The organism is Salinicola sp. DM10, assembly GCF_017306975.2.
GTDB lineage: Bacteria > Pseudomonadota > Gammaproteobacteria > Pseudomonadales > Halomonadaceae > Salinicola.
This window is the reverse complement of the sequence record NZ_JAFLEN020000004.1, coordinates 100,062-125,286: the sequence shown is the minus strand read 5'-3', so window position 1 is coordinate 125,286 and position 25,225 is coordinate 100,062. Positions and strand designations below refer to the sequence as shown.

At 68.0% G+C, this 25,225-nt stretch carries 24 protein-coding genes; 8 read left to right on the top strand and 16 right to left on the bottom strand.

The annotated features are described in order from the left end of the window. Positions 1-29: 29 nt before the first annotated feature. From J0A90_RS14715 to J0A90_RS14705, 3 genes are all read left to right on the top strand, one after another. A complete protein-coding gene (locus J0A90_RS14715; RefSeq protein WP_233076816.1) occupies positions 30-1,655 on the top strand; it encodes a glycoside hydrolase family 13 protein in 1,626 nt (541 codons plus the stop codon). Between the two features lie 150 nt (positions 1,656-1,805). After that, positions 1,806-2,825, top strand: coding sequence for a LacI family DNA-binding transcriptional regulator (locus J0A90_RS14710; RefSeq protein ID WP_207031523.1), 1,020 nt, complete (start codon positions 1,806-1,808; stop codon positions 2,823-2,825). A gap of 173 nt (positions 2,826-2,998) precedes the next feature. After that, on the top strand, positions 2,999-4,009 hold the full coding sequence (locus tag J0A90_RS14705; RefSeq protein WP_207031525.1) for a LacI family DNA-binding transcriptional regulator: 1,011 nt from the start codon (positions 2,999-3,001) through the stop codon (positions 4,007-4,009). Positions 4,010-4,030: 21 nt separating this feature from the next. Here J0A90_RS14705 and J0A90_RS14700 read toward each other — a convergent pair whose 3' ends face one another. Then, positions 4,031-4,576: a gluconokinase gene (locus tag J0A90_RS14700; protein ID WP_207031527.1), complete on the bottom strand. Its 546-nt coding sequence runs from the start codon at positions 4,574-4,576 to the stop codon at positions 4,031-4,033. Between the two features lie 411 nt (positions 4,577-4,987). On the opposite strand from J0A90_RS14700, the gene J0A90_RS14695 reads away from it, so the two are divergent. Beyond that, positions 4,988-6,334 (top strand): gluconate:H+ symporter, encoded by a 1,347-nt coding sequence (locus J0A90_RS14695; protein ID WP_207031529.1) that lies wholly within the window; start codon positions 4,988-4,990, stop codon positions 6,332-6,334. 102 nt (positions 6,335-6,436) lie between these two features. On the opposite strand, the gene J0A90_RS14690 is transcribed toward J0A90_RS14695, so the two are convergent. The 9 genes from J0A90_RS14690 to J0A90_RS14650 form a co-directional block, all read right to left on the bottom strand. Next, entirely contained in the window at positions 6,437-7,060 is a 624-nt protein-coding gene (locus tag J0A90_RS14690; protein ID WP_207031531.1) for a hypothetical protein, read from the bottom strand. Positions 7,061-7,098: 38 nt separating this feature from the next. After that, the gene (locus J0A90_RS14685; protein ID WP_207031533.1) at positions 7,099-8,238 is read right to left on the bottom strand and encodes a polynucleotide adenylyltransferase; all 1,140 of its coding nucleotides are present in this window, start codon (positions 8,236-8,238) and stop codon (positions 7,099-7,101) included. A gap of 8 nt (positions 8,239-8,246) precedes the next feature. After that, the gene (gene glpE, locus J0A90_RS14680; RefSeq protein WP_207031543.1) at positions 8,247-8,573 is read right to left on the bottom strand and encodes a thiosulfate sulfurtransferase GlpE; all 327 of its coding nucleotides are present in this window, start codon (positions 8,571-8,573) and stop codon (positions 8,247-8,249) included. Between the two features lie 20 nt (positions 8,574-8,593). Beyond that, positions 8,594-9,427, bottom strand: a complete 834-nt coding sequence (locus tag J0A90_RS14675) for a symmetrical bis(5'-nucleosyl)-tetraphosphatase (protein WP_207031546.1) — start codon at positions 9,425-9,427, stop codon at positions 8,594-8,596. 69 nt (positions 9,428-9,496) lie between these two features. After that, positions 9,497-9,880, bottom strand: a complete 384-nt coding sequence (gene apaG, locus J0A90_RS14670; RefSeq protein WP_207031548.1) for a Co2+/Mg2+ efflux protein ApaG — start codon at positions 9,878-9,880, stop codon at positions 9,497-9,499. Then, a complete protein-coding gene (gene rsmA / locus J0A90_RS14665; RefSeq protein ID WP_207031550.1) occupies positions 9,877-10,698 on the bottom strand; it encodes a 16S rRNA (adenine(1518)-N(6)/adenine(1519)-N(6))-dimethyltransferase RsmA in 822 nt (273 codons plus the stop codon). Before rsmA ends, apaG begins: the two co-directional genes overlap by 4 nt. A gap of 70 nt (positions 10,699-10,768) precedes the next feature. Beyond that, on the bottom strand, positions 10,769-11,842 hold the full coding sequence (gene pdxA, locus J0A90_RS14660) for a 4-hydroxythreonine-4-phosphate dehydrogenase PdxA (protein ID WP_207031552.1): 1,074 nt from the start codon (positions 11,840-11,842) through the stop codon (positions 10,769-10,771). Between the two features lie 10 nt (positions 11,843-11,852). Next, positions 11,853-12,812, bottom strand: coding sequence for a peptidylprolyl isomerase (locus J0A90_RS14655; protein ID WP_207031554.1), 960 nt, complete (start codon positions 12,810-12,812; stop codon positions 11,853-11,855). A gap of 92 nt (positions 12,813-12,904) precedes the next feature. After that, positions 12,905-15,367 carry an LPS-assembly protein LptD gene (locus tag J0A90_RS14650; RefSeq protein ID WP_035472317.1) on the bottom strand — a complete coding sequence of 821 codons (2,463 nt, stop codon included), beginning with the start codon at positions 15,365-15,367 and terminating at the stop codon, positions 12,905-12,907. A gap of 367 nt (positions 15,368-15,734) precedes the next feature. On the opposite strand from J0A90_RS14650, the gene J0A90_RS14645 reads away from it, so the two are divergent. From J0A90_RS14645 to J0A90_RS14635, 3 genes are read left to right on the top strand one after another with little or no spacing between them, the layout of a single operon-like run. Next, positions 15,735-16,769 carry an aminoglycoside phosphotransferase family protein gene (locus J0A90_RS14645; RefSeq protein ID WP_207031556.1) on the top strand — a complete coding sequence of 345 codons (1,035 nt, stop codon included), beginning with the start codon at positions 15,735-15,737 and terminating at the stop codon, positions 16,767-16,769. Then, on the top strand, positions 16,766-17,434 hold the full coding sequence (gene murU / locus J0A90_RS14640) for an N-acetylmuramate alpha-1-phosphate uridylyltransferase MurU (RefSeq protein WP_207031557.1): 669 nt from the start codon (positions 16,766-16,768) through the stop codon (positions 17,432-17,434). The genes J0A90_RS14645 and murU overlap by 4 nt, the downstream gene beginning before the upstream one ends. A 60-nt stretch (positions 17,435-17,494) precedes the next feature. After that, a complete protein-coding gene (locus J0A90_RS14635) occupies positions 17,495-17,914 on the top strand; it encodes an OsmC family protein (protein ID WP_207031558.1) in 420 nt (139 codons plus the stop codon). Between the two features lie 126 nt (positions 17,915-18,040). Here J0A90_RS14635 and coq7 read toward each other — a convergent pair whose 3' ends face one another. The 4 genes from coq7 to purD all read right to left on the bottom strand — a co-directional run bounded on the left by coq7 (position 18,041) and on the right by purD (position 21,487). Next, entirely contained in the window at positions 18,041-18,682 is a 642-nt protein-coding gene (coq7, locus tag J0A90_RS14630; RefSeq protein WP_035472329.1) for a 2-polyprenyl-3-methyl-6-methoxy-1,4-benzoquinone monooxygenase, read from the bottom strand. A gap of 69 nt (positions 18,683-18,751) precedes the next feature. After that, a complete protein-coding gene (locus J0A90_RS14625) occupies positions 18,752-19,096 on the bottom strand; it encodes a histidine triad nucleotide-binding protein (RefSeq protein WP_207031561.1) in 345 nt (114 codons plus the stop codon). A gap of 57 nt (positions 19,097-19,153) precedes the next feature. Further along, entirely contained in the window at positions 19,154-20,026 is an 873-nt protein-coding gene (locus J0A90_RS14620) for a phosphoribulokinase (RefSeq protein WP_207031563.1), read from the bottom strand. Positions 20,027-20,179: 153 nt separating this feature from the next. Next, positions 20,180-21,487, bottom strand: coding sequence for a phosphoribosylamine--glycine ligase (gene purD / locus J0A90_RS14615; RefSeq protein ID WP_207031565.1), 1,308 nt, complete (start codon positions 21,485-21,487; stop codon positions 20,180-20,182). Positions 21,488-21,678: 191 nt separating this feature from the next. Here purD and J0A90_RS14610 point away from each other — a divergent pair, with 191 nt between their 5' ends. Next, positions 21,679-22,392 carry a 16S rRNA (uracil(1498)-N(3))-methyltransferase gene (locus tag J0A90_RS14610; RefSeq protein ID WP_207031796.1) on the top strand — a complete coding sequence of 238 codons (714 nt, stop codon included), beginning with the start codon at positions 21,679-21,681 and terminating at the stop codon, positions 22,390-22,392. A gap of 106 nt (positions 22,393-22,498) precedes the next feature. On the opposite strand, the gene J0A90_RS14605 is transcribed toward J0A90_RS14610, so the two are convergent. Then, positions 22,499-22,894: a hypothetical protein gene (locus J0A90_RS14605; protein ID WP_207031567.1), complete on the bottom strand. Its 396-nt coding sequence runs from the start codon at positions 22,892-22,894 to the stop codon at positions 22,499-22,501. After that, positions 22,891-25,155, bottom strand: coding sequence for a flagellar biosynthesis protein FlhF (flhF, locus tag J0A90_RS14600; protein WP_207031570.1), 2,265 nt, complete (start codon positions 25,153-25,155; stop codon positions 22,891-22,893). Before flhF ends, J0A90_RS14605 begins: the two co-directional genes overlap by 4 nt. Between the last annotated feature and the right edge of the window lie 70 nt (positions 25,156-25,225).

The following is a 25,225-nucleotide window of genomic DNA, read 5'->3' as shown; positions in this document are numbered from 1 at the left end:
CATATCCACCTTGTGACGAGGAGTCTTGCATGACCCAGCACATGACCCAGCAACAGTGGTGGCGCGATGCCGTCATCTATCAGATCTATCCGCGCAGCTTCATGGACGCCAATGGCGACGGCATGGGCGATCTCGCCGGCGTCACCGAACGGCTCGACTATCTCGCCGCGCTGGGCATCGATGCGCTGTGGCTGTCGCCGTTCTACCGCTCGCCCCAGGCCGATGCCGGCTACGATGTCTCCGACTACTGTGATGTCGACCCGCTGTTCGGCACGCTCGAAGACTTCGACCGCCTGCTGACCGGTGCCCACGAGCGCGGCATGCGGGTGATCGTCGACCTAGTGCCCAATCACAGCTCCAGCGAGCACGCGTGGTTCCAGGAGGCGCTGGCCAGCCCGCCGGGCAGCCCGGCTCGCGCGCGCTATCTCTTCCGCGACGGGCGCGGCGAGCAGGGCGAACTGCCGCCCAACAACTGGCAGAGCATCTTCGGCGGCGCCGCCTGGACCCGGGTCGACGACGGCCAGTGGTATCTGCACATGTTCGACAGCGCCCAGCCCGACTTCGACTGGACCAACCCCGAAGTGGGTGACGAATTCGAGCGCGTGCTGCGCTTCTGGCTCGCCCGTGGGGTCGACGGTTTCCGCGTCGACGTCGCCCACGGCATGATCAAGCAGCCGGGCCTGCCCGACTGGGACGGCGAGCAGGTGATGGTCGAGGGCGGCAACCGCGGCCCGATGTGGGATCAGGATGGCGTCCACGATATCTACCGCCGCTGGCATCGCATCCTGGCCGAGTACGGCGACGACCGCATGATGGTCGCCGAAGCCTGGCTCAAGCCGGAGCGGGTGGCGCGCTACATTCGCCCCGACGAGATGCAGCAGGCGTTCAACTTCGACTATCTCACCGCCCACTGGGACGCCTCGGAGCTGCGCACCATCATCGACCGCTCGCTGACCATCACCGGTGAGGTCGGCGCCACCACCACCTGGGTGATGTCCAACCACGATGGCGTGCGCCACGCCTCGCGTCTGGGACTGTCGAACCCTGGCGCACGCCCACAGAAGATCGGTATCGGCGACGAGCAGCCCGACGAGGCGCTGGGGCTGCGCCGGGCGCGGGCGATCATCATGCTGACCCTGGCACTGCCCGGCTCCGCCTATCTCTACCAGGGCGAAGAACTGGGCCTGCCGGACCACACCAGCATGCCCGACCGCTACCGCCAGGACCCAGGCTTCCACCGCACCGGCGGCGAGGATGGCGGCCGCGACGGCTGCCGCGTGCCGCTGCCGTGGCGCGCCGAGGCGCCGGCCTTCGGTTTCAACGACAGCGGCGAGCGCTGGTTGCCGCAGCCGGACAACTACGCCCATTACGCCGTCGATCGTCAGCTCGACCAGCCGGATTCGACGCTCAGCCTATATCAGCGGTTGCTCAAACTGCGCCGCGATCATAACCTTGGCCAGGGCGACCTGACGTGGGCCCCGAGCCCGCGTGAAGACGTGCTGGTACTGACCAACGGTGACGTTCGAGTGGTGCTCAACCTGGGTGACGCCCCGGTCGCGCTGCCGGCGGCACCGCTGCTCGCCCAGAGCCGGCCCGATGCGGTGAGCGACGCGATGCTGGCCGGCAATGCGGCGGTCTGGCTGCGCGCGACCTGACCCTGGAATGACGGCCGGCGCCGCGGCCGTCATCCCCCCTCGACGAGGAGACTCGAGCATGTCCCCGGCCACGGCCCTCTGTGCACGGCGCCAGCCGTACGCGACGCGGCGCTTCGCCTGCGGCCTGCGAGCGTGAGCCCGACCAAGCGCATGACGTTGAAGACGGTGGCCGCGCGTCTCGGCGTCTCCACCGCCACCGTCTCCAACGCCTTCAACCGCCCCGACCAGCTCTCCCAGGCCCGGCGCGAGGAGATTCTCGCCGCCGCTGCAGAACTCGGCTACCACGGCCCCGACTCCCGCGGGCGCATGCTGCGCACCGGCCGTTCCGGCATCATCGCCATGCTGCTGGCGGAAAATCTCTTCTACAGCCTGAGCGACAGCGTCGCCAGCGAGCTGATCGCCGGTGTCGCCGCGCAGCTGGATCAGCACGGCCACTCGCTGATGCTGCTGCCCGGACGCCTGGAGCAGACCACCGGCGGCGTCGACATGGCCGACGGCATCATCGTCTATGGCCTGCACGGCGCCTCCTCGCACATCCTCGACCTGATCGCGGGGCGCCCCGCCGTGGCCATCGACATCGATCTGCCGGGTATTGCGGCAGTCAACATCGACAACTATCCGGCCAGCCTCGCCCTGACCCGACACGCCCTGCGCCAGCCGCCCAGGCGGGTCGCCATCGTCGGGCTGCGTCTGACCCAGTCGCACGAGGGCCAGATCGGCCTGGATGCGCTGCTGTCGGCCGATCTCACCATCACCCGGCGGCGCCTGGACGGAATCTTCAAGGCGCTGACGGAGGCCGCCATCGACCCCGACAGCGTGGCGCTGTGGAATATCGACCAGAACACCTACGACGGCTGCGTGCCGGTGATCGCGACGCTGCTCGATCAGCCCGCGGCGTCACGTCCGGACCTGCTCATCTGCCTCTCCGATCGTATCGCCCTGACCGCCATCGATCTGGCCGAGCGGCGCGGGCTGCGGGTGCCGGAAGATCTGCGCATCACCGGCTTCGATGGCATCGCCGAAGGTCAGCAGCGGCGACCCCGGCTGACCACGGTGCGCCAGGACAGCGCGGCCAAGGGTCGGCTGGCAGCCGCCATGCTGCTGGATCTCGAACCGCGCCGCTCACGCACCCTGGAGACCGAGCTGCTGATCGGCGATAGCGCACCCTGAGGCGGGGAGCCTCACACAGCCGATCGGCTACAACCATGGCCGCACAGCCAGTGCCGCGGCGTCATGCTAGTCTCCCACGAAGTTACCGCTAACCATCATCACCGGAACCGCCCGGGGCGCGATGTTGCTCATCGCTCACCCGCGTCGGGCGCCGCCGTGCTGGGGAGATCGTCATGCCGCGCCGAGCTTCGGGACGCGTCACGCTTCAGGATATCGCCGACCGGGTCGGGGTCACCAAGATCACCGTCTCGCGTGCGCTGCGCGAGCCGCAGCGGGTCTCGCTGGCGCTGCGCCAGCGCATCGAGGCGGCGAGCGCCGAGCTCGGCTATATCCCCAACCACGCCGCCGGCGCGCTGGCCAGCGGCCGCAGCCACAGCGTGGCCCTGCTGATCCCCTCGCTCTCCAACGCGGTGTTCTCGGATATCCAGCGCGGCATCGAGGAGGGCCTGCGCGCTGCCGGCTATCAGTTGCTGATCGGCCATACCGGCTACTCGATCCTCGAGGAGGAGCGCCTGATCGACACCTACCTGGGTTATGGGGTGGATGGCCTGGTGCTCTCGGGAACCCGCCATACCGAACACGCCGAGCGGCTGCTGCGACGCGCCGGGGTGCCGGTGGTGGAGACGCTGGAGCTGACCCCGACGCCGCTGGATATCAACGTAGGGCTCGATCAAACCGCCGCCGGCCGGGCACTGACGGAGACTTTCATCGCCCGCGGTTACCGTCGAATCGGTTTTCTCGGCGCGCGCATGGACCACCGCGCCCAGCTGCGCATGGCCGGCTGGGAAGCCGCGCTGCGCGCTGCCGACCTGTCCACCGAGTACTGTCTGACCACACCGCAGCCGTCGAGCTATCGACTCGGCGGCGAGATGCTGGGGTCGATGCTGCAACGCTGGCCGGCGCTGGAGGCGGTATTCTGCTGTAACGACGACCTGGCCGCCGGCGCGCTGTTCGAATGTCAGCGCCGCCGCCTGGCGGTGCCCGAGGCGCTCGCCCTGGCCGGATTCAACGGGCTCGATATCGTGGAGGCGACGACCCCGACCCTGGCCACGGTGGTGACCCCGCGCCGACGCATCGGCGAGGTGATCGCCGAACGCCTGCTGGCGCGCCTCGGCGGCCAGCCCTGCCGGCCGCACAGTGAGGATCTGGGGTTCGAGGTGCGATGCAGCGGCAGTATCGGTTAGACGGTCAGGTCCTCGAACCGATCAGGAAGCGGCGCTATCGACCTGAGTGGCGTAGCGCTCGGCCAGCGCCTCGGCGGCACGCGCGACCACGGTTTCGATGCCGGCATCGATATCCACCGTCACCGCCTCGTCGTCGCCCGGCGCTTCCAGCGTGGCGAGCTGGCTGTCGAGCATCGCCTCGCCCTTGAAGAAGTGATCCTTGCGCGACTGGATGCGCTCGAGCAGCAGCTCGCGGCTGCCGCGCAAATAGACGAAGGTGAGCGCCGGGTCGCTCTGGCGCAGAATGTCGCGATAGCGGCGCTTGAGCGCCGAGCAGCCCACCACCAGGGTCTCGTCCGCCGTCCGCGCCGCGCCCAGGATCTCGCTCAGCCGGGCGAGCCAGCCGGCGCGGTCGTCGTCGGTGAGCGGCTCGCCGCGCGACATCTTGGCCACGCTCGCCTCGGAGTGGTAGTCGTCACCGTCGAGGAAACGCCCACCCAGATGCGCCGCCAGGCGCTGCCCGATTTCGGTCTTGCCGCAACTCGACACGCCCATGACGACGATGCGATGTCCCTGATTGGTTTTCATGCCTCGGACTCTTTTCGCTGATGAATCGGTCTGCTGATGAACCGGCCTACTGATGAATCGTTCTACTGGCGGCGCGCGCCGCCGGGTAAGACCACGTCGTCTAGCGGCTGAGAAAGCTGCTGTTAGGCTTTGTACGAAAACTACCTGCGCTCGCTGACTTTCCGTACGAACCCTAGGCGTACCCCTCACCTAGCAGCTTGTCTCTACACCTTTAGGCGCATTGTTGCCGCCAACTTGTTACCGGTAACATTCATTCTCGCCAACTCCACACCGAAGCACAACGCCACCAAAGGCGCATAGCGTCCCGCGGGATCTCGCCCCGGCGGGTGCTGGATGCACCACGCCCGCGGCCACACTCGGTGACGCATCGGCCACAGTGGGTGCTTCGCTCACAAAGGGTTTTTCATCCTCATGGACAGTCCCACCTCTCTGATCCTCGCCGCGCTGGGGAGCATCATCGTCCTTCTTTACCTGGTCATGCGTCTGCGCCTGCACGCCTTCGTGGCGCTGCTGGTGGTCAGCGGTGTCGTGGGTCTGGCGACCGGCATGGGCGTCGAAGAGCTGCTCGACACCATCGAGAAAGGCATGGGCGGCACCCTCGGCTTCGTCGCCACCGTGGTCGGTCTGGGCGCGATGTTCGGCAAGATGCTGGAGGTCTCCGGCGGGGTCGATCGCCTGGCCAGCACGCTGCTCGACAAGTTCGGCGAGAACCGCTCGCAGTGGGCGATGGGGGTCACTGGCTTCCTGGTCGCGATTCCGGTCTTCCTCGACGTCGCCTTCATCATCCTGGTGCCGCTGATCTATGCCCTCACCCGGCGCACCGGGCGTTCGCTGCTCTACTACGGCATTCCGCTGCTCGCCGGGCTGGCGGTGACCCACTCGTTCATTCCGCCGACACCGGGCCCGATCGCGGTGGCCAAGCTGATCGGCGCCGATCTCGGCTACGTGATCCTGTTCGGCGCCATCTGCGGCCTGCCCGCCATGATCATCGCCGGGCCGCTGTTCGGGCGCTGGATCGCCAAGCGCATCGACGCCCAGATCCCCGACTACATGGAGCTGCCCAAGGAGCCGGGCGACACCCGCGACCTGCCCAGCTTCAAGCTGATCCTGTCGATCATCCTGCTGCCGCTGGCGCTGATCGTGCTCAACACCGTTTCCGGCGTGATCCTGCCGGCGGACAGTCCGGTCCTGGCCGCGCTGACCTTCCTCGGCCACCCCTTCGTGGCGCTGACCCTGGCCACGCTGCTCGCCTTCACCTGCCTGGGCACGCGCCGCGGCATGACCCGCGAACAGGTGATGGAAGTCGCCACCAAGGCGCTCGAACCGGCGGGCATCATCATCCTGGTCACCGGCGCCGGTGGCGTGTTCAAGCAGGTCCTGATCGACTCCGGCGTCGGTGGCGTGATGGGTGACATCATGGCCGAGAGCGCGCTGCCGCCGATTCTGCTGGCGTTCCTGATCTCCACCGCGGTGCGCGTGATCCAGGGCTCCGCCACCGTGGCCATGATCACCGCCGCCGGCCTGATGGCACCGGTCATCTCGACCCTGGGCCTGTCGGGCCCGGTGCTCGGCCTGATCGTGATTGCGATCGCCTCGGGGGCCACCGTGCTGAGCCACGTCAACGACTCCGGGTTCTGGCTGGTCAACCGCTACTTCGGGCTCACCGAAGCGCAGACCCTGAAGAGCTGGACGGTGATGGAGACCATCATCGGCCTGACCGGTCTGGTGATGGCGCTGATCGTAGGCCTGTTCGTCTAGACCGGAACCACCACGTCAAACGCCCGCGGCGATTGATCGCCGCGGGCGTTTTTATATGAATGCTGATAACCAAGGATGAAAACAGCAGCCAAACCGGTCAGATCAGTAGTCGCTGCAACGCGCCCGTTTCCTGGCCATCGAAAGAGCTGCGGTCGCCCCCATTGGGCGCTTTCGCTTTTGGGGCAATAGCCCTCCCGCCGAAGGATCCCGCTTTCTATCGACATAACCGCGCCGCAACAATCTCGCTATAGCTCGGTTATGAAGGCGCGGCTCGAGAATTTCGGAGACGCGAGAAACGAATTCACGCTGCAACTCCCAAAGCACAAGAGCCTCTCCCGCGTGGTCTTCAAGCTCGGCCTCCAACAAACGAACCGAGGCAACCAAAGGATCCAGCGCAGAGTGTCTGTCACCACGGTATGCGGGAGGCTTTTCGATACCATGCTTATCGACGTCCTGATTCGGGAGATAGAGCCTACCAATGTCGATCAACGCAGATAGGCTCTGAGCATGGCTAATATCGATTTGCGTAGTACCAGTGCTATTGGTCAGCGCATAACGAGCCGCAGTCAGCGCCTTTACGACATCACCCGACCAAGCACGCAACTCCTGAGTCCAGACCGCCAAACCCAGCTCGGACCGACGACTGAGTCGATAACTCACGCTGATCGCCAGTATCGATATGACTAGACCCAATGCGCCTATCCAACTGGACGGTTCCATCTCCATCTATGTCCCCTACAAATCTTCGGCCGGACTGAGAAAACCTACGCCGTCTCCAGCGCCTCACGGATGGTCTGCTCGCGCCGCCGGGCCAGCTCCTGGCCGAGCTGCGGCCCCCGCAGACCCTCGTCGAGCAGGGCCTGGGGCAGGATCTGAGAGGCCAGCCGCCAGGCCAGGGCGAGGTCCTTGGCCAGGGCCGGGTCTTCGTGGGCGATCAGTGCCAGCAACGGGTCGAGGCGCTCCGGCCGGCGCCAGGCGTCGATGCCGTCGAGCCAGGCCATGATATCACCGGCCCCTGCGACCTTGAGCTGGGCACAGCGGCTGCGCAGCTCGCGGGTGAGCGCCGCCTGGCGCATGGCGTCACGGTAGCGGTTGGGCGCCTTGACGGCATCGTTGAGCGCGCCCTGGGCGCCTGCTTCGAGGTGCTCGCCGAGTCGCGCCCAGCGCCACACCGCCGGCTCGTCGAGATCGGTCGGCACGCTGTCCAGCCGCGCCAGGGCCGTCGTCAGGGTGGCGTCGGCAAGCGGCGGCATCAGTACCGTCAGCGCACCGCACTCATGCAGGGTCTCGAAATAGGCCGCGGGGTCGGCCTCGGCCAAGGCCTTCTCGGTCTCGGTCCAGACGCGCTCGGCAACCAGATGCGCGATCTCGCCGCCGGCCACGAGCTGACGCATCAGTGCCAAGGTCTCGCCGGCGATGGTGAACCCCAGGTGACGATAGCGAGCGAGAAAGCGTGCCGCGCGCAGCACTCGCAAGGGGTCTTCGACGAACGCCGGCGACACGTGACGCAGGACCCTGGCGTCGAGATCGGCGCATCCGCCGTAGGGGTCGACCAGCTCGCCATCGGCGCCTTCGGCCATGGCGTTGATGGTGAAATCCCGCCGCGCCAGATCCGCCTCCAGTGTCACCTCGGGGCTGGCGTGGACCTCGAAGCCGGTATAGCCGTGGCCGCGCTTGCGCTCGGTGCGTGCCAGCGCGTACTCCTCATGGGTCTGCGGATGCAGGAACACCGGGAAGTCGCGCCCCACCGGCTGGAAGCCGCGCTGGCGCATCTGCTCGACGCTGGCACCGACCACCACCCAGTCGCGGTCGCCGACCGGCCAGCCCAGGCGCGCATCGCGCACCGCGCCGCCGACCAGATAGACCTCGAGACCGGCGAGATGGGGATCACTGTCAGCGTGCATGGCGCCCCCTAGCGGCTGACCCGTTCAGGATGACGATGCGCCCAGTCGACGAAGCCACCATCCAGACTGTAGACCTCGCTGAAGCCCTGCCCGGCAAGCCAGGCGGCGGCCTGCTGGCTGGAGTGACCGTGGTAGCAGACCACCACCAGCGGCTGTGCGGTGGGGGTGTGTTCGACCAGCTCGGCGGCGCTGGAGTTGTCCAGATGACGGCTGCCGGGAATGTGCCCCTGGGCGAAGCTCAATGGATCGCGGATATCGACCAGGGTCAGGCTGCGTCCTTCGCCCAGCCACTGGATGAGCGTGGCGGCGTCGAGATGTTCGAATTGATGTGGCATGTGCCCCCTCTGAGATGGCGTCAGCGTCGCAGCTGCTGCGACGGTTCGGCGATACGCTCGCCGCTGTCGAGATCCAGCGCCGTGAGCGTGCCGCCCCAGACGCAGCCGGTGTCGAGCGCCTCGGCGCGCACCCGGGCCCCGGGCGTCTGCCCCTCCAGCGCGGCCCAGTGGCCGAACAGCAGGGTGAGCGCTTCCTCACGCGGATGCTGGCGCGGATAGGTGAACCAGGGCGCGAAGCCCGCCGGTGCACTGTCTAGCCCCTCCTTGGCGCTGAAGTCGAGGGTACCTTCGGCGTCGATGAAACGCATCCGGGTAAAGACGTTGACGATACTGCGCAAGCGATCCAGACCCGCCAGCTGCGGCGACCAGCGCGCCGGGCGGTTGCCGTACATCTCGGCGAGAAAGTCATCGACCGCGTCGCCGCCGAGCACCGCCTCGGCCTCCGCCGCCAGCTCGCGAGCCTCGGTCAGCGACCACTGCGGCAGCAGCCCGGCGTGGGTCATCACCCGGTTACGGGCTGGGTCGGCGAGTAGCAGCGGCTGGGCGCGCAGCCACGCCATCAGCGCCTCTCGATCCGGCGCGTCGAGTATCTCGGCCAGGGTATCGTTGCGCTTGAGCTTGCCATGACCGCGCGCCACCGCCAGCAGATGCAGGTCGTGGTTGCCCAGCACCGTCTCCACTGCGCCCTCCAGCGCCTTCACCCGACGCAGGCAGGCGAGCGAGCCGGGGCCACGGTTGACCAGATCGCCGGCCAGCCACAGCCGGTCGCGGGAGGGCGAAAAGTCGAGCCGCGCCAGCAGTGCGTCGAACTCAGCGTAGCAGCCCTGCAGGTCGCCGATGGCATACATGGCCATGGTCGTCGTCCTTCTCGATGGTCAGGCTGGGGAGCCCTCTGGGATGAATGGGCCGGCACCCGGCGCAGCTCAGTGCACCTGATTGGGGGTCGCCAACCGGAACGGTGCGATGGTGACCTCGAAGGCCCCGCCGCTGGCGAGATCGCTGCAGCCGTAGCTGCCCTGCATCACCCCCACCGGGGAGGCCAGCACCGCGCGACTGGTATAGCGGAAGCTGTGGCCGGCGGCGATCGCCGGCTGCTTGCCGACCACGCCATTGCCGCGCACCTCCTGTACCTTGCCGTTGCCCTGGGTGATCTTCCAGTAGCGCGACAGCAGTTGAATCTCGCGCGTCGAGCGGTTGTGCACCGTCACCGTGTAGCTGAAGACGTAGCGCGACTGCCCCGGGTCCGACTCGTCGGCACGGTAGTCGGGCGCGACCTCGACCAGAATCTGGGTGGCCAGCTCGCTCATGCCTCGCGCTCCGTGACCCGATTGGCGATGGCCACCAGCTCCGCCACCGTCAGCGTCTGCGGCCGGCGGCCGGGGTCGATCTCCAGCGCCTCGAGTTCACTGGCCTCGACCAGCCCCTTGAGATTGTTGCGCAGCGTCTTGCGCCGCTGGCCGAAGGCCTCGCGCACGATCTCGGCGAAACGCGCCTCGTCATGCGCCACGGCGGGCAGCTCGGCGTGGGGCGTCAGACGCACGATGGCGGAATCGACCTTGGGCCGCGGCACGAAGGCTGCCGGCGGCACCACGAACAGCGACTCCACCTGGCAGTGGTACTGGGTCATCACCGACAGGCGGCCCCAGTCGGGCCCACCGGGCTCGGCGGCGAGACGCTCTACCACCTCCTTTTGCAGCATGAAGTGCATATCGGCGACGGCGCCGCGTGCCGCCAGCAGATGAAAGATCAGCGGCGTGGAGATGTTGTAGGGCAGATTGCCGACCACCCGCAGCGGCCGGCCATCCGCGGCTGCCAGGGCGGGGAAATCGAACTTGAGCGCATCGCCCTCGTGGATCACGAAATCCGGGTAGGCGAAGAACTGTACCCGCAGACCGGGGATCAGGTCGCGGTCGAGTTCGACCACTTCGAGCGCGCCGGCGGCCTGGAGCAGCGGCTCGGTCAGGGCGCCCTGCCCCGGGCCGATCTCGACCAGGCGCTCTCCCGGGCGCGGCCCGATGGCACGCACGATGCGCGAGATCACGCCGGCATCGCGCAGAAAGTTCTGACCGAAACGTTTACGGGCTCGCGGCAGCGCGCCACGCGGATAATCGGCTGGGTTAGCCATTGACGACGAATTCCTTCAGAGGCCGTTTACAGCAAAGCTGCGCGCAACAGCGGTGCAAACACCCTCTCGGTTAGAGAGATGAATCAGTTGGGTTCCGAGTAGCCATCTCGCAGGCCACTTCCAGCGCCACCCTGAGACTGCCGACATCGGCTTGGCCGCTGCCGGCGAGATCGAGGGCGGTCCCGTGATCGACCGAGGTACGCACGATGCCCAGGCCCAGGGTGATATTGGCCGCCTGGCCGAAACCGGCATACTTGAGTACCGGCAGCCCCTGGTCATGATACATGGCGAGCACGGCGTCGGCGCCATTCAGATGGCGCGGTGTGAACAGCGTATCGGCGGGCAGCGGGCCGATCAGCTCGAGCCCCTCGGCGCGCAGCCGCTCGAGGGTCGGAATGATGATGTCGAGCTCCTCGCGGCCCAGATGGCCATCCTCACCCGCATGGGGGTTGAGCCCGCTGACCAGGATGCGCGGCGCGGCGATGCCGAAGCGCCGGGTCAGCTCGGCGGCGAGAATCCGCGTGACGCGGGCCAGGCTCGCGGCATCGAGCGCTTCGGCAACCCGTGACAGCGGCAGATGGGTGGTCGCCAGAGCGACCCGCAGCGGTCGCGGCGTGCCCGGGGTAGCGGTCATCGATGCGCTCGTCGAGGTGATCGTCGTGGCGAGCATCATCACCACCTCTTCGACACCGCAGGCATCGCGCAGATACTCGGTATGCCCGGTGAACCCCGGATGGCCGCCCTCGATGATCGCCCCCTTGTGCAGCGGCGCGGTGACCATGGCCGCGGCGCGTCCGTCGCGACAGGCGGCGATGGCGACATCCAGGGTCTCGAGCACGTAGTCGGCGTTGCCCGGGTCGAGCACGCCGGGCAGCGACGGCCGCCGCAGCGCCACCGGCCACACCGGCAGATGCCCATCCCGCGCGGGCGGCACAGGGGCACCGGGCTCGAGCGGCTCGATCTCCACCGCCCAGCCCAGCGCGGCGGCACGCGCCGCCAGCAGCTGCGGGTCGCCGATGACCACCACCCGCGCGGCCAGCGCCGGCCACCGCCGCGCCAGGGCCAGCGTCAGCTCGGGGCCGATACCCGCGGGCTCACCGCTGGTCAGCGCCAGCAGCGGTGCCGCGGCCTGGTTCGGTGCCATCAATACCCCATCACTGCTTGTCGAGACGGTTGTCGACGTAGGCGCTGGCACGAATCTCCTGCGTCCACGCTTCGAGCTCGTCGTTGACCTTGCGCTGGAAGATCGCCTGGCTCGCCTGCTCGCGGGAGATCTGCTTGCCGTCGCCGCCGCGGGTATCGATCAGCTTGACCAAGTGGAAGCCGCTGGGGCTGCGGATCGGCTGGCTCACCTCGCCCTTGGCGAGATCGGGAATGACGTCGGCGAAGATGGTCGGGATCTGCGCCGCCGGACGCCAACCGAGATCGCCGCCCTCGAGCGCCTGGGCATCGTCGGACTCGGAGACCGCCAGCTTGCGGAAGTCGGCGCCGCTCTTGAGCTCCTGATAGAGCTTCTCGGCCTTGGCCTGGGCCTGGCGCACCTGATCCGGCGTCGGCGACTGCGGCACCGCGACCAGAATCTGGGCCAGATGATAGGAGACGTTGCTGTTCTGGCCGGCCTGCTCCAGGAAGCGGTCGATCTCACGATCCGACACCGTCACCTTGTTGGCGACCTCGCGCTGCTGGACCTGACGAATCAGCAGCTCGCGGCGCACCTGCTCGCGCACCTCGGCCAGCGACTGCCCCTCTTTCTCCAGGCGATCGGCGAACTGATCCAGGGTCATGCCGTTGTTCTGGGCGATACCGCGCATGGTGGCGTTGAGCTGGGTCTCGTCGACGTTCAGCTTGCCCTTCTCGGCCATCTGCAGCTCGATCTGCTCGGTGATCATGCGGTCGAGCACCTGATGCTCGAGCGTCTTCTCCGGCGGCGCGGGGATGTTGCTGGACGCGAGCTGGCTCTTGACCTGGGAGACCCGCTGCTCGAGCTGACTCTGCATGATGGCGTCGTCGTTGACCACGGCGACGATACGGTCCAGCGGCACCACTTCGGCCATCGCCGACAGCGGCGACAGCAGCATGACCAGCGCCAGGGGAATCCACACTCTAGGACGCATGCCTACCTCTCTTGCTTGATGAAGAACGACTCTTGGGAATCACGGGTCTTGCTCGATCTCGATCGGCAGGCCCGGCATCCGCCGGGCCCGGCTCAGAACGTGGTGGGCTCGTAGCCCGGCACCGCGCTGGCGAAGTAGCTATCGGCGTTCTGCCCCACACCGCCGAGTCCCTTGAACACGAAGCGCAGGAACAGGCCGCGATCGGTGTAGTCATCGTCGATAGTGTAAGCGGTGTCGTTGTCGTCGACCCATTCGCGCCAGACCACCTGCACCGCGCTGCAGCAGCTGTTGAACTGCACCCCGGCCAGCGTCTCCAGATCACGCTTGTTGGTGTTGTCGTAGAGATAGCGGCCGATCAGATCGAGCGACGAGGTCGCCTTGTAGGCGAACGAAACGTCGAAATCCTCGCGGTTGTAGCTCAGCTGGTCATCGGCATCGCTGGCCGGATCGAAACCTTGGAGCTGCCAACGGTAGCCAAGGTTCAATACATGGCCGGCCGGACTCAGATATTGCAGGTAGGCGGAGGCCTTTTCGGTCTGCGAACGCTGATCGTCGTAGAACCACTCGTAGCGCGAGCGCCACTGATCGTTGATGCGCCAGTCGAGCTGGGTGATCACCGGCGAGCGGTCGCGGGTGCGCCGATAGTCGTCATAGCGCCGCTGCGCGGGCGTGAGATTGTCGCTGTCGTCGAGCAGGGTGACGTTGCGATCTTCGAAGTACGCGCTCTGACCGACCGACAGCGCCAGACGCTCGCGCCCGGTGTCATCCTCGAGAAAGCGGGTCGAGGCGCCGTAGGAGAGCTTGTTGACGTCACCCACGCGATCGGCGCCGGTGAAGCGGTAGGGCGACCAAAGCTGGCTCCATGAGATCGCCTGCTCGTCGGTGTCGAACACTGGATACTCGGATTGATCGCGCTCGGGAACGTAGGCGTAGTAGAGCCGCGGCTCGAAGGTCTGCTTGAAGCCCTGGTCGAACGCGGTCACGTCACGCTGGAAGATCAGCCCCGAGTCCAGCGAGTAGACCGGCACCGTGCGGGACAGGGTCTCGTCACGCGAAGTGTCACGATTGCCGTAGTCGAGCTCGTAGTTGGTCTGCCACAGCTGGAAGCGCGGTTCGAGGAAGCCCCAGCTCGGCTGGGCGCGCCAGCCGATGGCCGGGGTCAGATTGAGGCGCGAGCCGTTGGCCGATTCACGCAGCGGAATGTTGCGGGTGCGGTTCTCGTCCTCGTCGAACCAGTTGCCCTGGGCATCGACGCCGTGCAGGTCACGCCAGAAGTAGGTCGCGTTGGAGTTCCACTCCTGATAGAAGCCGCTCTCCTGCTGCCAGCGCGCATTGGCGGTCAGGCTGGGCAGGCGGTAATAGGGGCGATCGTTCTCGTCGATCGGATACTGCATGCGCTGGTAGCCCTGGGCACGGGCATCCAGATACCAGGTAGTACCCTGATAGGAGAGCCGCGCCAGACGCTCGAGGTATTCGGTGTCCTGCTCGGCGAAATTGCTGCCGAAGTCGTCGAAGTAGCGGCCATCGCTGGCGGCGCCGTAGCGCAGCGCATAGTCCAGGCGATCGGTGAAGTAGCCGTAGTGCTGGTAGTCGACGAACCAGCGGTCCTTGCCGTCGAAGGCGTCCTTGGGATCGTTGGGATTATCGTTGTTGCCGCCATTATCGTTGGCCAGATAGGCGCCATCGATCGTGCCGCGATCGCTGCCGAAGAGATAGCGGAACTCGCCGCCCATCAGCAGGCCATGGTCGGTGATGACCCGGGGCGTGATAGTGGCGTCGTAGTTGGGGGCCAGGTTCAGATAGTAGGGCTGGCTGTAATCGAGGCCATCGCTGGAGAGCCCCAGGGTCGGCCACAGAAAGCCGCTCTGGCGCCGATCGTCCACCGGGAAGCGTACCCAGGGCCAGTAGAATACCGGCACGTCGCCCATCTCCAGACGCGCATTGGTGGCGGTGCCGTAGCCCTGGGCGCGGTCGATGGTGACGTCGCTGCCGACGATCCGCCACAGCCGGCTGTCCGGCGCACAGGTGGTGAAGCTGGCTTCGCGCATGCGATAGCGGCCGTCGTCGAGGCGCTGCAGCGCCTGGGCGTCACCGCGCACGCGCTGGTCGTGGATCACGTAGTGGGCGTCGTCGATCCGCGCCGCGTCGCTGTCGAGCGAGACCTGGCCATCGTCGCCGCGCACCAGCAGACCGGGGTAGCGGATGGTCAACGGGCCGTCGGCGAAGGCGGTATCGCGGGCGGCGTTGACCCGCACCTGCGGCGCCTGCAGCTGACTGTCGCCGCGCCGCAGCACCACTTCGCCGCCGAGGATCGTCTCGCCGTTGTCACCGTACTCCGCGGTGGCGGAGTTGGAGAGGACCTCTTCCGGCGTGCGCCCTTCGGGCAGCAGATAGCCGGGCTGGACATAGCGTCCGCCGCACAGCGCGCCGGCCGGCGCCTGATCGCCCCAGGGTACCCAGTCCAGCTGGTCCGCCGGAAGCGGTGCCGGTGGGGCCGCCTGGGCGGTCGATGAAATCACGCCGGTGAGGGCAGTCCAGACCAGTCGCTTGCCCATGTCCTCTGTGTCCTTGCCGTGTGGAGCCGGTATTATACAGACCTCGACGGCGCTTGCCGCGGGGTCGTTCCCTGTCTGTCTTCTGTCGCGCTCGCCTGACTATGCCTACCTGACTATGCTCGCCTGACTACGCCAGACTGACTACGCCCGCCTGGCGAGCCATGAAGAGGCGTGGCGCTCGCAGCGCGATGAGTTGGCGGACTCGACCAAAGGCGGCAAACTGGCGCCGCCAAGGGGGTCTAGCGCCCTCGCCGCCGGCAGGTCCGCGTCCCGACGTTATCGACCACGCCATCGGCCAAGCCCACGAGCGGCTTCAGCATGCGGTGCCATCCGCACCCCGTCAACTCGATCCATCCTGGGAGTTTCGATGAGTCTGCGCCTTGCCCAGCTGCGCACCTGGATAGCCCGGCAGCACGCCGTCGCCGCCGATACCTGCCGCTTCGAGCCCGTCGCCGGCGATGCCAGCCTGCGCGGCTACTGCCGGGTGCATCTGCCCGACGGCAGCACGCGCATGCTGATGGACGCGCCACCCGAGCTCGAAGATAGCCACGCCTTCGTCGCCATCGGCCGCCACTGGCGCGCGGTGGGCCTGCCGGTGCCGGCGATCCACGCCGTCGACCTCGACCTGGGCTTCCTCGAACTCGACGATCTCGGCGACGACAGTCTGCACCACCATTTCGGCGATGCCGATAGCGCGCGGCGCGGTACGGACCAGGCCATCGAGCTGCTGCTGCGCCTGCAGCGGCTGGCCTCACCGGCCGAGCTTCCGACCTACTCCGCCGCCTTCATGGAAGAGGAGATGGAGCGCTTCCCCGACTGGGGCCTGGGGCGCTGGCTGGAATTGGAGACACCCGCCTGCTGGGCCGACACCAAGCGTCATCTGCTGGCGCGTATCGCGACGCTGCCCGAAGTCGCGGTGCACCGCGACTTCGATGCCATGAACCTGATGATCGTCGACGGCGAACTGGCGCTGATCGATTTCCAGGGCGCCCTGGCGGGGCCGCTCGGCTACGACCTGATCTCGCTGCTGCGCGGGCGCTATCAGCGCTGGTCGCGGACCGTGATGGATCGCTGGATCGCTGACTTCCATCGCCGCAGCCAGGCCGATTTCGGCACGCGCCTGCCGGATGCCGCCGCCTTTCGCGCCGCGGTCGAGGCGATCGGCGCCCAGCGTCAGCTCAAGATCCTGGGCCAGTTCTGCCGCCTCTGCCTACGCGACGGCAAGCCGCGCTATCTCGACTGGCTGCCGCACTTCTATGCCCAGCTCGACGCCGGCCTCGAAGCGCTGCCCGAGCTGGCCGAGTTCCACGCCTGGCTACGCGAAACCTACCACCCGGCGATGCAGGCGCGCCTTGCCCGCCACCACGCCGAGCAGGCGCAGTCGAAGGGAGCCTCGACATGAAAGCGATGATCCTGGCCGCCGGACTCGGCAGCCGCATGCGCCCGCTCACCGACCACTGCCCCAAACCGCTGCTGCCGGTAGCCGGCAAGCCGCTGATCGAGCACCACCTGATGCGCCTCGCGGCGGCCGGCTTCCGCGAGGTGGTGATCAACGTGAGCTACCGCGGCGAGCAGATTGTCGCCGCCCTCGGCGACGGCCAGCGTTTCGGTCTGCGTCTCGTCTTCAGCCACGAGCCCACGCCGCTGGAGACCGCCGGCGGTCTGCGTCACGCCCTGGGGCTGCTGGGCGACGCCCCTTTTCTGCTGCTCAACGGCGATGTCTGGAGTGATATCGATCTGGCCCAGCCGGCGCTGGCTGCGGCGGATCTGGCCAACCTGGCGATGGTCGACACCACCGACTTCCACCGCGGTGGCGACTTCCATCTCGACCCCGACGGACGCCTGCACGCCGAGGGCGAGCCGCGCCTGGTGTATGCCGGGGTCGGCGTGATCCACCCGCAGCTCGTCGCCGATCTCCCCGACGGCGAGGCGGCCAAGCTGGCGCCGCTGCTGGTCGCGGCCATGCGCGCCGGGCGCGTCGCTGGCTGGCACCACCGCGGCGACTGGGTCGATGTCGGCACGCCGCAGCGCCTGGCCGACCTCGAGAGCCGACTGCGCCGGGCGTAACTTCAGCCAGGCGGGAGTGTTATGCTGCCGCCACGTTATCCGAGTGAAGGAATCGATTGCATGAAAGCCACAGTCAAGTGGACCGACGGCCGCCAGTTCGTCACCGAATCCGGCAGCGGCCACAGCGTCGTGATCGACGGCAACCCCGACCACGGTGGGCGCAACACCGGGCCGCGGCCGATGGAGCTGGTACTGATGGGGCTCGGCGGCTGCAGCTCGTTCGACGTGATCCAGATCCTGGAGAAGGCCCGCGCCGACGTCACCGACTGCGTCGCGACCCTGGAAGCCGAACGCTTCGACGGCACCCCCAGCGTGTTCACCAAGATCCATGTGCACTTCGTGGTCACCGGCCGCGGCCTCAAGGAGGCTCAGGTCAAGCGCGCGGTCGACCTCTCCGCCGAGAAGTACTGCAGCGCCTCGCTGATGCTGGCCAAGGGCGGCGTGGAGATTACCCACGACTACGAGATCGTCGAGGCCTGAGCGCCGGCTCGTCCGACGAGCCCCTCTAGCCAACAGCACAAGACGCAAAAACCGCGACTCCGGTCGCGGTTTTCGTTTGCCTGCTCGGCGGCTACCCACCGCCCTCGACGACGCCCTGCTCAATGCTCAAAGGCGATAGACGCTTTTGGTCATCACCTTCGACACCAGCCGCATGCCCCACTTCACCGGCAGCGGGAAGCGGCTGCCGCCGGACTCCAGCGCCATGCGCTCGTGCTGCGCCTCATCGATACGCATCTGTTCGAGTACCGCCCGCGAGCGCTTGTCGTCGATCGGCAGCTTGCGCAGATGCGCCTCCAGATGGCGCCCGACCTGCTCCTCGGTGGCGGCGACGAAGCCCAGGCTGACGCGATCGCCGACCGCCCCGGCCAGGGCGCCGAGGCCGAAGGAGGCGGCGTAGAAGGCGGGGTTGAGATAGCTGGTACGGCCATCCAGCTCCTGCAGGCGCTGATCGCACCAGGCCAGATGGTCGATCTCCTCCGCCGCTGCCTCTTCCATCCGCTCACGGGTATCACCCAGCTTGGCGGTCAGCCCCTGGCCTTGATAGAGCGCCTGGGCGCACACCTCACCGGTGTGATTGATGCGCATCAGCCCGGCCACATGGCGGCGCTGCTCGTCATCGAGCGCGCCCTCGGGCTGGGCGTGCGCCGGCGAGGGCCGGCGCGGCTGTGCCGCCCCCGGCACCAGCGTGCGCAGCACGCTGTCGAACTGATGGATCAGATTGTCGCTACGCGACAGCTGGCGCGCCATGTGAGTCTCCTTACCCGTGTGTGGATCATCCGCGAACGGATGCCCGTGTGCAGCAATGTCCCGGACCTGTCAGCCCGGCGGCCAGGTCAGCTTGCGCCCACCCAGCAGGTGCATGTGGATATGATAGACCGACTGCCCGCCATCTTCGTTGCAGTTCATCACCACGCGGTAGCCGTCTTCGGCGAAGCCGAACTGCTTGGCCAGCTTGGCCGCGGTGTACTGCAGCCGCCCGATCAGGGCCAGATCCGCCTCATCGATATCGTTCAAGGTAGCGATCGGCTTCTTGGGGATGATCAGCACATGGGTGGGTGCCTGGGGATTGATGTCACGGAAGGCGAGTACGTGCTCGTCCTCGTAGACGATATCGGCCGGAATCTCGCGGTCGATGATCTTGCTGAACAGCGTGGGCTCCATGGGGTCTCCTGCTCGAACATGAAAGGATCCGGCGCCAGCGGCTGACGCCTAGGCACATCAACGAAAACGGCGCTGCGCCAGCAGCTGGCGCACCTTGGGCGCCAGGATCAGATCCATCGCCAGCGACAGCCGCGCCCCCGGCACCACCAGGGTGTTGGGGCGGCTCATGAAGGCGTCATGGATCATGGTCACCAGATAGGGAAAATCCACCGCTTCCGGATCGCGGAAGCGGATCACCACGAACGACTCGCCGTCGTTGGGCACGTCCTGCAGCTCGAACGGGTTGGAGGTATCAACCGTCGGCACGCGCTGGAAGTTGATGTGGGTGCGCGAGAGCTGGGGCTGGATATAGCGCACATAGTCGTGCATGCGCCCGAGAATGGTCTCGATCACCGCTTCCTGCGAATAGCCGCGCAGCTTGGTGTCGCGGTCGATCTTCTGCAACCACTCCAGATTGATGGTCGGTGCCACCCCGATCAGCATGTCGACGTGCCGCGCGATGTCAACCTCATGGGTCACCAGCCCGCCGTGCAGCCCTTCGTAGAGCATCAGATCGGTGCCGCTGGGGATCGGCTGCCAGTCGGTGAAGGTGCCGACCTGCCAGCCGGCCTCGATCATGCGCTTGTCTTCGGCATGGATGTAGTGGCGGTAGGTGCCCTTGCCGCTGTCGCCGTACTCCTGGAACAACGCATCCAGCCGGTCCAGCAGGTTGGCATTGACCGAGAAGTGCGACAGCTCCGCCTTGCGTTCCGGCTCGGTCTGCAGGATCTCGGCCAGCTCCGCCCGCGAGTAGCGGTGGAAGGCATCGCCGTCGATGAAGGCGGCGTGGACGTCCTCCCGCGCGAACATGCGCTCGAAGGTGCGCTTGACCGTGGTGGTGCCGGCGCCGGAGGAGCCGGTGACGGCGATGATCGGAAACTCACGCGACATGCCGCGCCCCCCTGCCGAGCACGATGGCCCTCGACACGACCCGGGCCGCCGCGGGGCGGCAGGTCGCCGCGATGGCGTCGCGATATGGCTGTAGCTGCGGCATGGCGCTGGTTCCCCGATCCCGGTGCAGGTCGTGCCTGCACACTGGGTTGATTAGCTGCGTGACGCGACGTCCTCGCGCTCACGCGCGATCGCTCTATGAGCGATGTCGCGGCGATACTCGGCCCCCGCCCAGGTGATCTCGGCGACACCCGCGTAGGCCTGCTCGGCGGCGGCGGCCACGCTGTCGCCCAGCGCGGTCACACATAGCACGCGCCCGCCGCTGGTGACGACGCGACCATCGTCGCGCTGCGTCGTGCCGGCATGGAACACCTTGCAGCCGCGCTGCTCGGCGGCTTCGAGGCCGTCGATCGCATCACCCTTGGCGTAGCTGCCGGGATAGCCGCCGGCCGCCATCACCACGCCGACCGCTGCGCGCGGGTCCCAGCTCCCTTCGGCGCGATCCAGACGCTGCGCCAGGGCAGCCTGACACAGTCCCACCAGATCGCCGTTCAGGCGCATCAGGATCGGCTGAGTCTCGGGGTCACCGAAGCGGCAGTTGTACTCGATCACCTTGGGCGCGCCGGTGGCATCGATCATCAGCCCGGCATACAGGAATCCGGTGTAGGGGTGCCCTTCCGCGGCCATGCCGGCGACGGTCGGGGTGATCACCTCGTCCATGATGCGCTGGTAGACCGCCTCGGTGACCACCGGCGCCGGCGAGTAGGCGCCCATGCCGCCGGTGTTGGGGCCGGCATCGCCATCGTAGGCGCGCTTGTGATCCTGGCTGGTGGCCATCGGCCAGACGTGCTCGCCGTCGACCATGACGATGAAGCTCGCCTCCTCGCCGTCGAGGAACTCTTCGATCACCACCCGCGCGCCGGCATCGCCGAAGGCATTGTCCTCGAGCATGTCGCGGATCGCCGCGGCCGCCTCGTCACGGGTCATCGCCACGACCACGCCCTTGCCGGCGGCGAGGCCATCGGCCTTGATCACGATCGGTGCGCCATGGCGGTCGAGATAGTCGAGCGCCGGGGCGACTTCGCTGAAGGTCTGGTAGGCCGCCGAGGGGATCGCATGGCGCGCCAGAAAATCCTTGGTGAAGGCCTTGGACCCCTCGAGCTGGGCCGCGCCGGCCGAGGGGCCGAAGATCGAAAGGCCCGCCTGCTGGAAGCGGTCGACCACGCCGGCCACCAGCGGCGCCTCGGGGCCGACGATGGTGAGTTCGACATCGTTGTCGCGGGCGAAGGCGATCAGCGCGTCGAAGTCCATGGCGTCGATCGCCACGTTGGTCAGCCCAGCCTCACGGGCGGTACCGGCGTTGCCGGGAGCCACGAACACCGTGTCGACCTGCGGCGACTGCGCCGCCTTCCACGCCAGGGCGTGCTCGCGCCCGCCGCCTCCTAGGATCAGAACCTTCATCACTCGCCTTTCGTTGCGCTGTCACCGAATATGGAAGAGGCATTATGTCAGAAAGGCCCGGGCCAGAAAGCCCCCGAACGCATCGTGCCGGCTGCCGGCCGTCTCGCGGCGGGTGCGCGGTTGGCCGCGGTGCCCGCGCCTGAGGCACAATGGGCGCCCCTTTTCTCAATGCCGAGTGCCCCGCTGCCTGCATGAACCTGATTCTGCTCGAACCCGCCGACTGGATCGACGCCACCCACGCGCGCGTCTGCGATCCGCGTCGTCTGACCCATCTGCGCGAGGTGCATCGCGCCGCCCCCGGCGACAGCCTCACCGTGGGCGCACTCGACGGCGCCATCGGCCGCGGCGAGCTGCAAACGCTGAGCGCCAGCGAGGCACTGTTCCACGTGCCCGCGCTCGACCGCGAACCGCCAGCGCCGCTGCCGGTGCATCTGCTGCTGGCGCTGCCACGCCCGCGCATGCTGGCGCGCAGCCTCGAACATATCGCGGCGCTGGGCGTGAAGCAGCTGACACTGCTGCACACGCGCCGGGTCGAGAAGAGCTACTGGCAATCGCCGGAGCTGCGCCCGGAGAAGATCCATCAGCATCTGGTGCTGGGGCTGGAGCAAGCACGCGATACCCGCCTGCCCGAAGTGACCCTGGAGACCCGCTTCAAACCGTTCGTCGAGGATCGACTACCGGCGCTATTGACCGGCCGACGCGGGCTGATCGCCCATCCCGGCATGCCGCGGGCCTGCCCCCGCGGGATCGATGAGCCGACGCTGCTGGCGATCGGCCCCGAGGGCGGCTTCGTCGATTACGAGGTGGCCCGCTTCGAGGAAGCCGGGTGCGAGGGGGTCCATCTGGGTGAGCGCATTCTGCGCGTGGAGACCGCGGTGACCGCGCTGCTGGCGCGGCTGTTCTGATACCGGCGGCGCCCCGGCTGAGTGGGAGTGACCCGCCTGAGCGGACGATGACCCGCCGCCTGCCTACAGTGACTGGCACGGCCACCTCCGGCGCGGCGACGAGAGTTCAGGGCATCAGCCAGCTTGCCGGGTCCTGGCTGAGTTCGACCCCCAGAAAGCGCCGCGCGGCGACGCTCAGGTTGTCCAGCCGCGCCTGGCTGATCGCTGCCGACTCCAGATGCAACAGCGTCGGCAGCGGGCCGACATCCACCGCCATGCGCTTGAGCCAGCGGTAGTCGAGGGTCGCGTCCACCGGCCGGCTCTCCACCCACAGCAGCGCATGCCCAGGTGCCGCGCGCGGCGCCTCGGCCAGAGTCACTGGCGCCCAGCGCCGCCCGCTGCACTCGTTGAGCGAGCTCAGCAGACTCTCCAGCGCGCCGCGTCGCGGCTCACCCAGCACCAACAGCGGCCAGCGATCACGCTGGCGCTGCCAGGCGCGCAGCCCGGCGGCCTGATCGCTCACCGCTCGGCGGCCGTCGTCGCCCCGCCTGCGCCCTTGGCGCGGCGCAGGGTTTGGTGGGCGCTCAGCGCATCCATCAGGCCTTCGAGCAGCGCCTTGGGCCGCCGCCCGCAGCGGCGCTGAGCAATGTCCGACAGGCGCGCGCGCACGTCCGTGGCCCAGCCGGCTTCCGCCTGGGCCAGATGCAGGGCCAGCGCCGCCAGCGCGGCCGCGAGCTGCCAGCGGTGGGCGCGCTCCTCGAGCTCCGGGCGGCGCGTCTTGAGCAGCCGTTCGGCCTGCTGGGTCAGGCTGGGCAAGCCTTCCAGCGCCAGCGCCGCGGCCAGCCGCGAACCGCTGTCGAAGCCGGTGCGGGCGCTGCCGATCCAGAAACGCCGTCCCAGCTGGCGGCCATCCGCTTCGTCGTGCCAGGTGCCTTCCCAGGCGATCACCGGCAGCCCCTCGCCATCGCCACGGCGCTTGGCCAGGGTGGTCTCGAGACGCTTGAGATCGAGGCGCGCCTGACGCCCGCGATGAAACAGGGTGATCCCCGGCTGCGCTTCACCCAGCGCCAGCGCCTCGTCCAGGCGCAGCCATTCGCCGCTGTGGCGCACCCGGCGGCTGGCGCTGGTGGCGGCGAGCCAGCTGCGTCGCTGCACATCGAGCCCGGCAAGCAGCTCGACATCCGGCAACTGGTTCAGCAGGTGCCACTCGGCACCCAGCGAGTCGGCCCAGGCAAAGCGCGCTTCGTCCCCCGCCGGCAGCTCGTGGCGCGGCCATACCAACGGCTGCGGCATGCCGTGGGCATCCAGCGCCACCAGCGGCATGGCCTGCCCCTGACCGCGCACCGGGGCTGGCTTGGACCACCACAGCGCGCGCGGGGCGCCCTCCCCGCGTAGCCCGGCCTGACGGCTCGCGCTCATCAAGCGCGCCGCAAAGGCGCTGTCGGTGCCGTGGTTGCGCGGCCAGGCGTGCTCCAGCCAGGGCATCCCCTGGACCTGCCGACGCAGCGTGGCGAGCATGGTCTCCAAGGCCTCGCCCTGGCGCAGCACGCCCTGGGAGAGCGCCTGCTGACGCGCCTGGGCCGGCGCCGCCGGAGCACTGCCCGCGGCACGCGAGAACGGCGACTCGCCGCCATGGTCGAGCGCTTCACGCAACAGCGCTTCGCGATCCACCGGCTCCAGATCTTCCGGCACCCGCTGCCCGCGCGAGAGATAGCAGAGCTTGAGCCCGTGGCGCATCAGCACGTCCAGCACCGGCCCCAGACGCGCGGCCTCGTCGAGCTTGGTCAGAATGCAGCCCCACAGCGGCTCGCCAGCCTCCTGCGAGGCGCGCTGCCACGCCTCGACCACCTGTTCCAGGGTATCGCCGTGACGCGCGGCATCGAGCACCAGCAGCCGGCGCACGCTGACCGGTGCGGCGCCGAGGCGGGCGATCTCGCCCATCAGGCGCTGGTCGCGCTGGCTCATGCCGACGGTGTCGATCACCATCATGCGCTTGCCGCCGGAGCGTCCCATCAGCCCGCGGCGGGGCTGGGCCAGACGCCCCAGCAGTGCCCCCAGGTCGCCCTGTTCGTCGAGCGCATGCACTTCCACACCGAGCAGGCGCGCATAGATACGCAGCTGCTCGGCGGCGCCGATACGGTAGCTGTCGGTGGTCACCAGCGCGGCCTCCCGCGGGCCGTGACGCATCACGTAGCGCGCCGCCAGCTTGGCCGTGGTGGTGGTCTTGCCGGCACCGGTGGGGCCGACCAGGGCGAACAGCCCGCCGGCCTCGAACAGCGCTTCTTCGCTGTCCAGCACCTCGAGTCGCGCCGCGAGCTGGCGTTCGAGCCACGCCTGCCAGGCAGGCGTCTCGGCCTCCTCGGCGGACTCGTCGAGCAGCGACGCCGGCAGCGTCTCGAGCAAGGTTTCGCACAGCACGTGGCTGAAACCGGCCTGGCTCAGCTGACGCAGGATGGCATCGCGTACCGCCTGGCCCGGGGCAGGCGCAGGCGCCGCGCTCTCGCGCAGCAACGCCCGCATGTCCTCGAGCATGCGCCGGTTGAAGGCTTCCCAGGCTGCCGGCGACTCGGCCGCGGCGCTCTCGCTCGCCGGCGTGCCGTCGCTCTCGCCTTCGCCCGCGGGCCTGGCCAGCGCCTGGGCATGGGCCTGCTCGGACATGGCGACGATCTCGACGCCACCGTCGACGACGCGGTTGGATAGGATCAGAACGTCCTCACCCAGAGCCTGGCGTATCTGACGCATGGTCTCCCGGGTGTTGGCACCGGTGAATCGCTGCACTCCCATGACTCGCCTCACGGCCCCGCGACGAGCGATGCATGATGGCATCGCGCCACGGCGCTCTCAAAACCGATGA

Coding starts and splice junctions, on each gene's coding strand:
- J0A90_RS14625 (WP_207031561.1), bottom strand. CDS start 19,096: ATGGAGCCCACGCTGTTCAGCAAGATCATCGACCGCGAGATTCCGGCC.
- J0A90_RS14715 (WP_233076816.1), top strand. CDS start 30: ATGACCCAGCACATGACCCAGCAACAGTGGTGGCGCGATGCCGTCATC.
- murU (WP_207031557.1), top strand. CDS start 16,766: ATGAAAGCGATGATCCTGGCCGCCGGACTCGGCAGCCGCATGCGCCCG.
- J0A90_RS14705 (WP_207031525.1), top strand. CDS start 2,999: ATGCCGCGCCGAGCTTCGGGACGCGTCACGCTTCAGGATATCGCCGAC.
- J0A90_RS14675 (WP_207031546.1), bottom strand. CDS start 9,427: ATGGCCATGTATGCCATCGGCGACCTGCAGGGCTGCTACGCTGAGTTC.
- J0A90_RS14700 (WP_207031527.1), bottom strand. CDS start 4,576: ATGAAAACCAATCAGGGACATCGCATCGTCGTCATGGGCGTGTCGAGT.
- J0A90_RS14620 (WP_207031563.1), bottom strand. CDS start 20,026: ATGTCGCGTGAGTTTCCGATCATCGCCGTCACCGGCTCCTCCGGCGCC.
- flhF (WP_207031570.1), bottom strand. CDS start 25,155: ATGGGAGTGCAGCGATTCACCGGTGCCAACACCCGGGAGACCATGCGT.
- J0A90_RS14710 (WP_207031523.1), top strand. CDS start 1,806: ATGACGTTGAAGACGGTGGCCGCGCGTCTCGGCGTCTCCACCGCCACC.
- J0A90_RS14655 (WP_207031554.1), bottom strand. CDS start 12,812: ATGCGTCCTAGAGTGTGGATTCCCCTGGCGCTGGTCATGCTGCTGTCG.
- J0A90_RS14690 (WP_207031531.1), bottom strand. CDS start 7,060: ATGGAGATGGAACCGTCCAGTTGGATAGGCGCATTGGGTCTAGTCATA.
- glpE (WP_207031543.1), bottom strand. CDS start 8,573: ATGCCACATCAATTCGAACATCTCGACGCCGCCACGCTCATCCAGTGG.
- J0A90_RS14645 (WP_207031556.1), top strand. CDS start 15,735: ATGAGTCTGCGCCTTGCCCAGCTGCGCACCTGGATAGCCCGGCAGCAC.
- apaG (WP_207031548.1), bottom strand. CDS start 9,880: ATGAGCGAGCTGGCCACCCAGATTCTGGTCGAGGTCGCGCCCGACTAC.
- J0A90_RS14685 (WP_207031533.1), bottom strand. CDS start 8,238: ATGCACGCTGACAGTGATCCCCATCTCGCCGGTCTCGAGGTCTATCTG.
- purD (WP_207031565.1), bottom strand. CDS start 21,487: ATGAAGGTTCTGATCCTAGGAGGCGGCGGGCGCGAGCACGCCCTGGCG.
- coq7 (WP_035472329.1), bottom strand. CDS start 18,682: ATGGCGCGCCAGCTGTCGCGTAGCGACAATCTGATCCATCAGTTCGAC.
- J0A90_RS14695 (WP_207031529.1), top strand. CDS start 4,988: ATGGACAGTCCCACCTCTCTGATCCTCGCCGCGCTGGGGAGCATCATC.
- pdxA (WP_207031552.1), bottom strand. CDS start 11,842: ATGGCACCGAACCAGGCCGCGGCACCGCTGCTGGCGCTGACCAGCGGT.
- J0A90_RS14635 (WP_207031558.1), top strand. CDS start 17,495: ATGAAAGCCACAGTCAAGTGGACCGACGGCCGCCAGTTCGTCACCGAA.
- J0A90_RS14650 (WP_035472317.1), bottom strand. CDS start 15,367: ATGGGCAAGCGACTGGTCTGGACTGCCCTCACCGGCGTGATTTCATCG.
- rsmA (WP_207031550.1), bottom strand. CDS start 10,698: ATGGCTAACCCAGCCGATTATCCGCGTGGCGCGCTGCCGCGAGCCCGT.
- J0A90_RS14610 (WP_207031796.1), top strand. CDS start 21,679: ATGAACCTGATTCTGCTCGAACCCGCCGACTGGATCGACGCCACCCAC.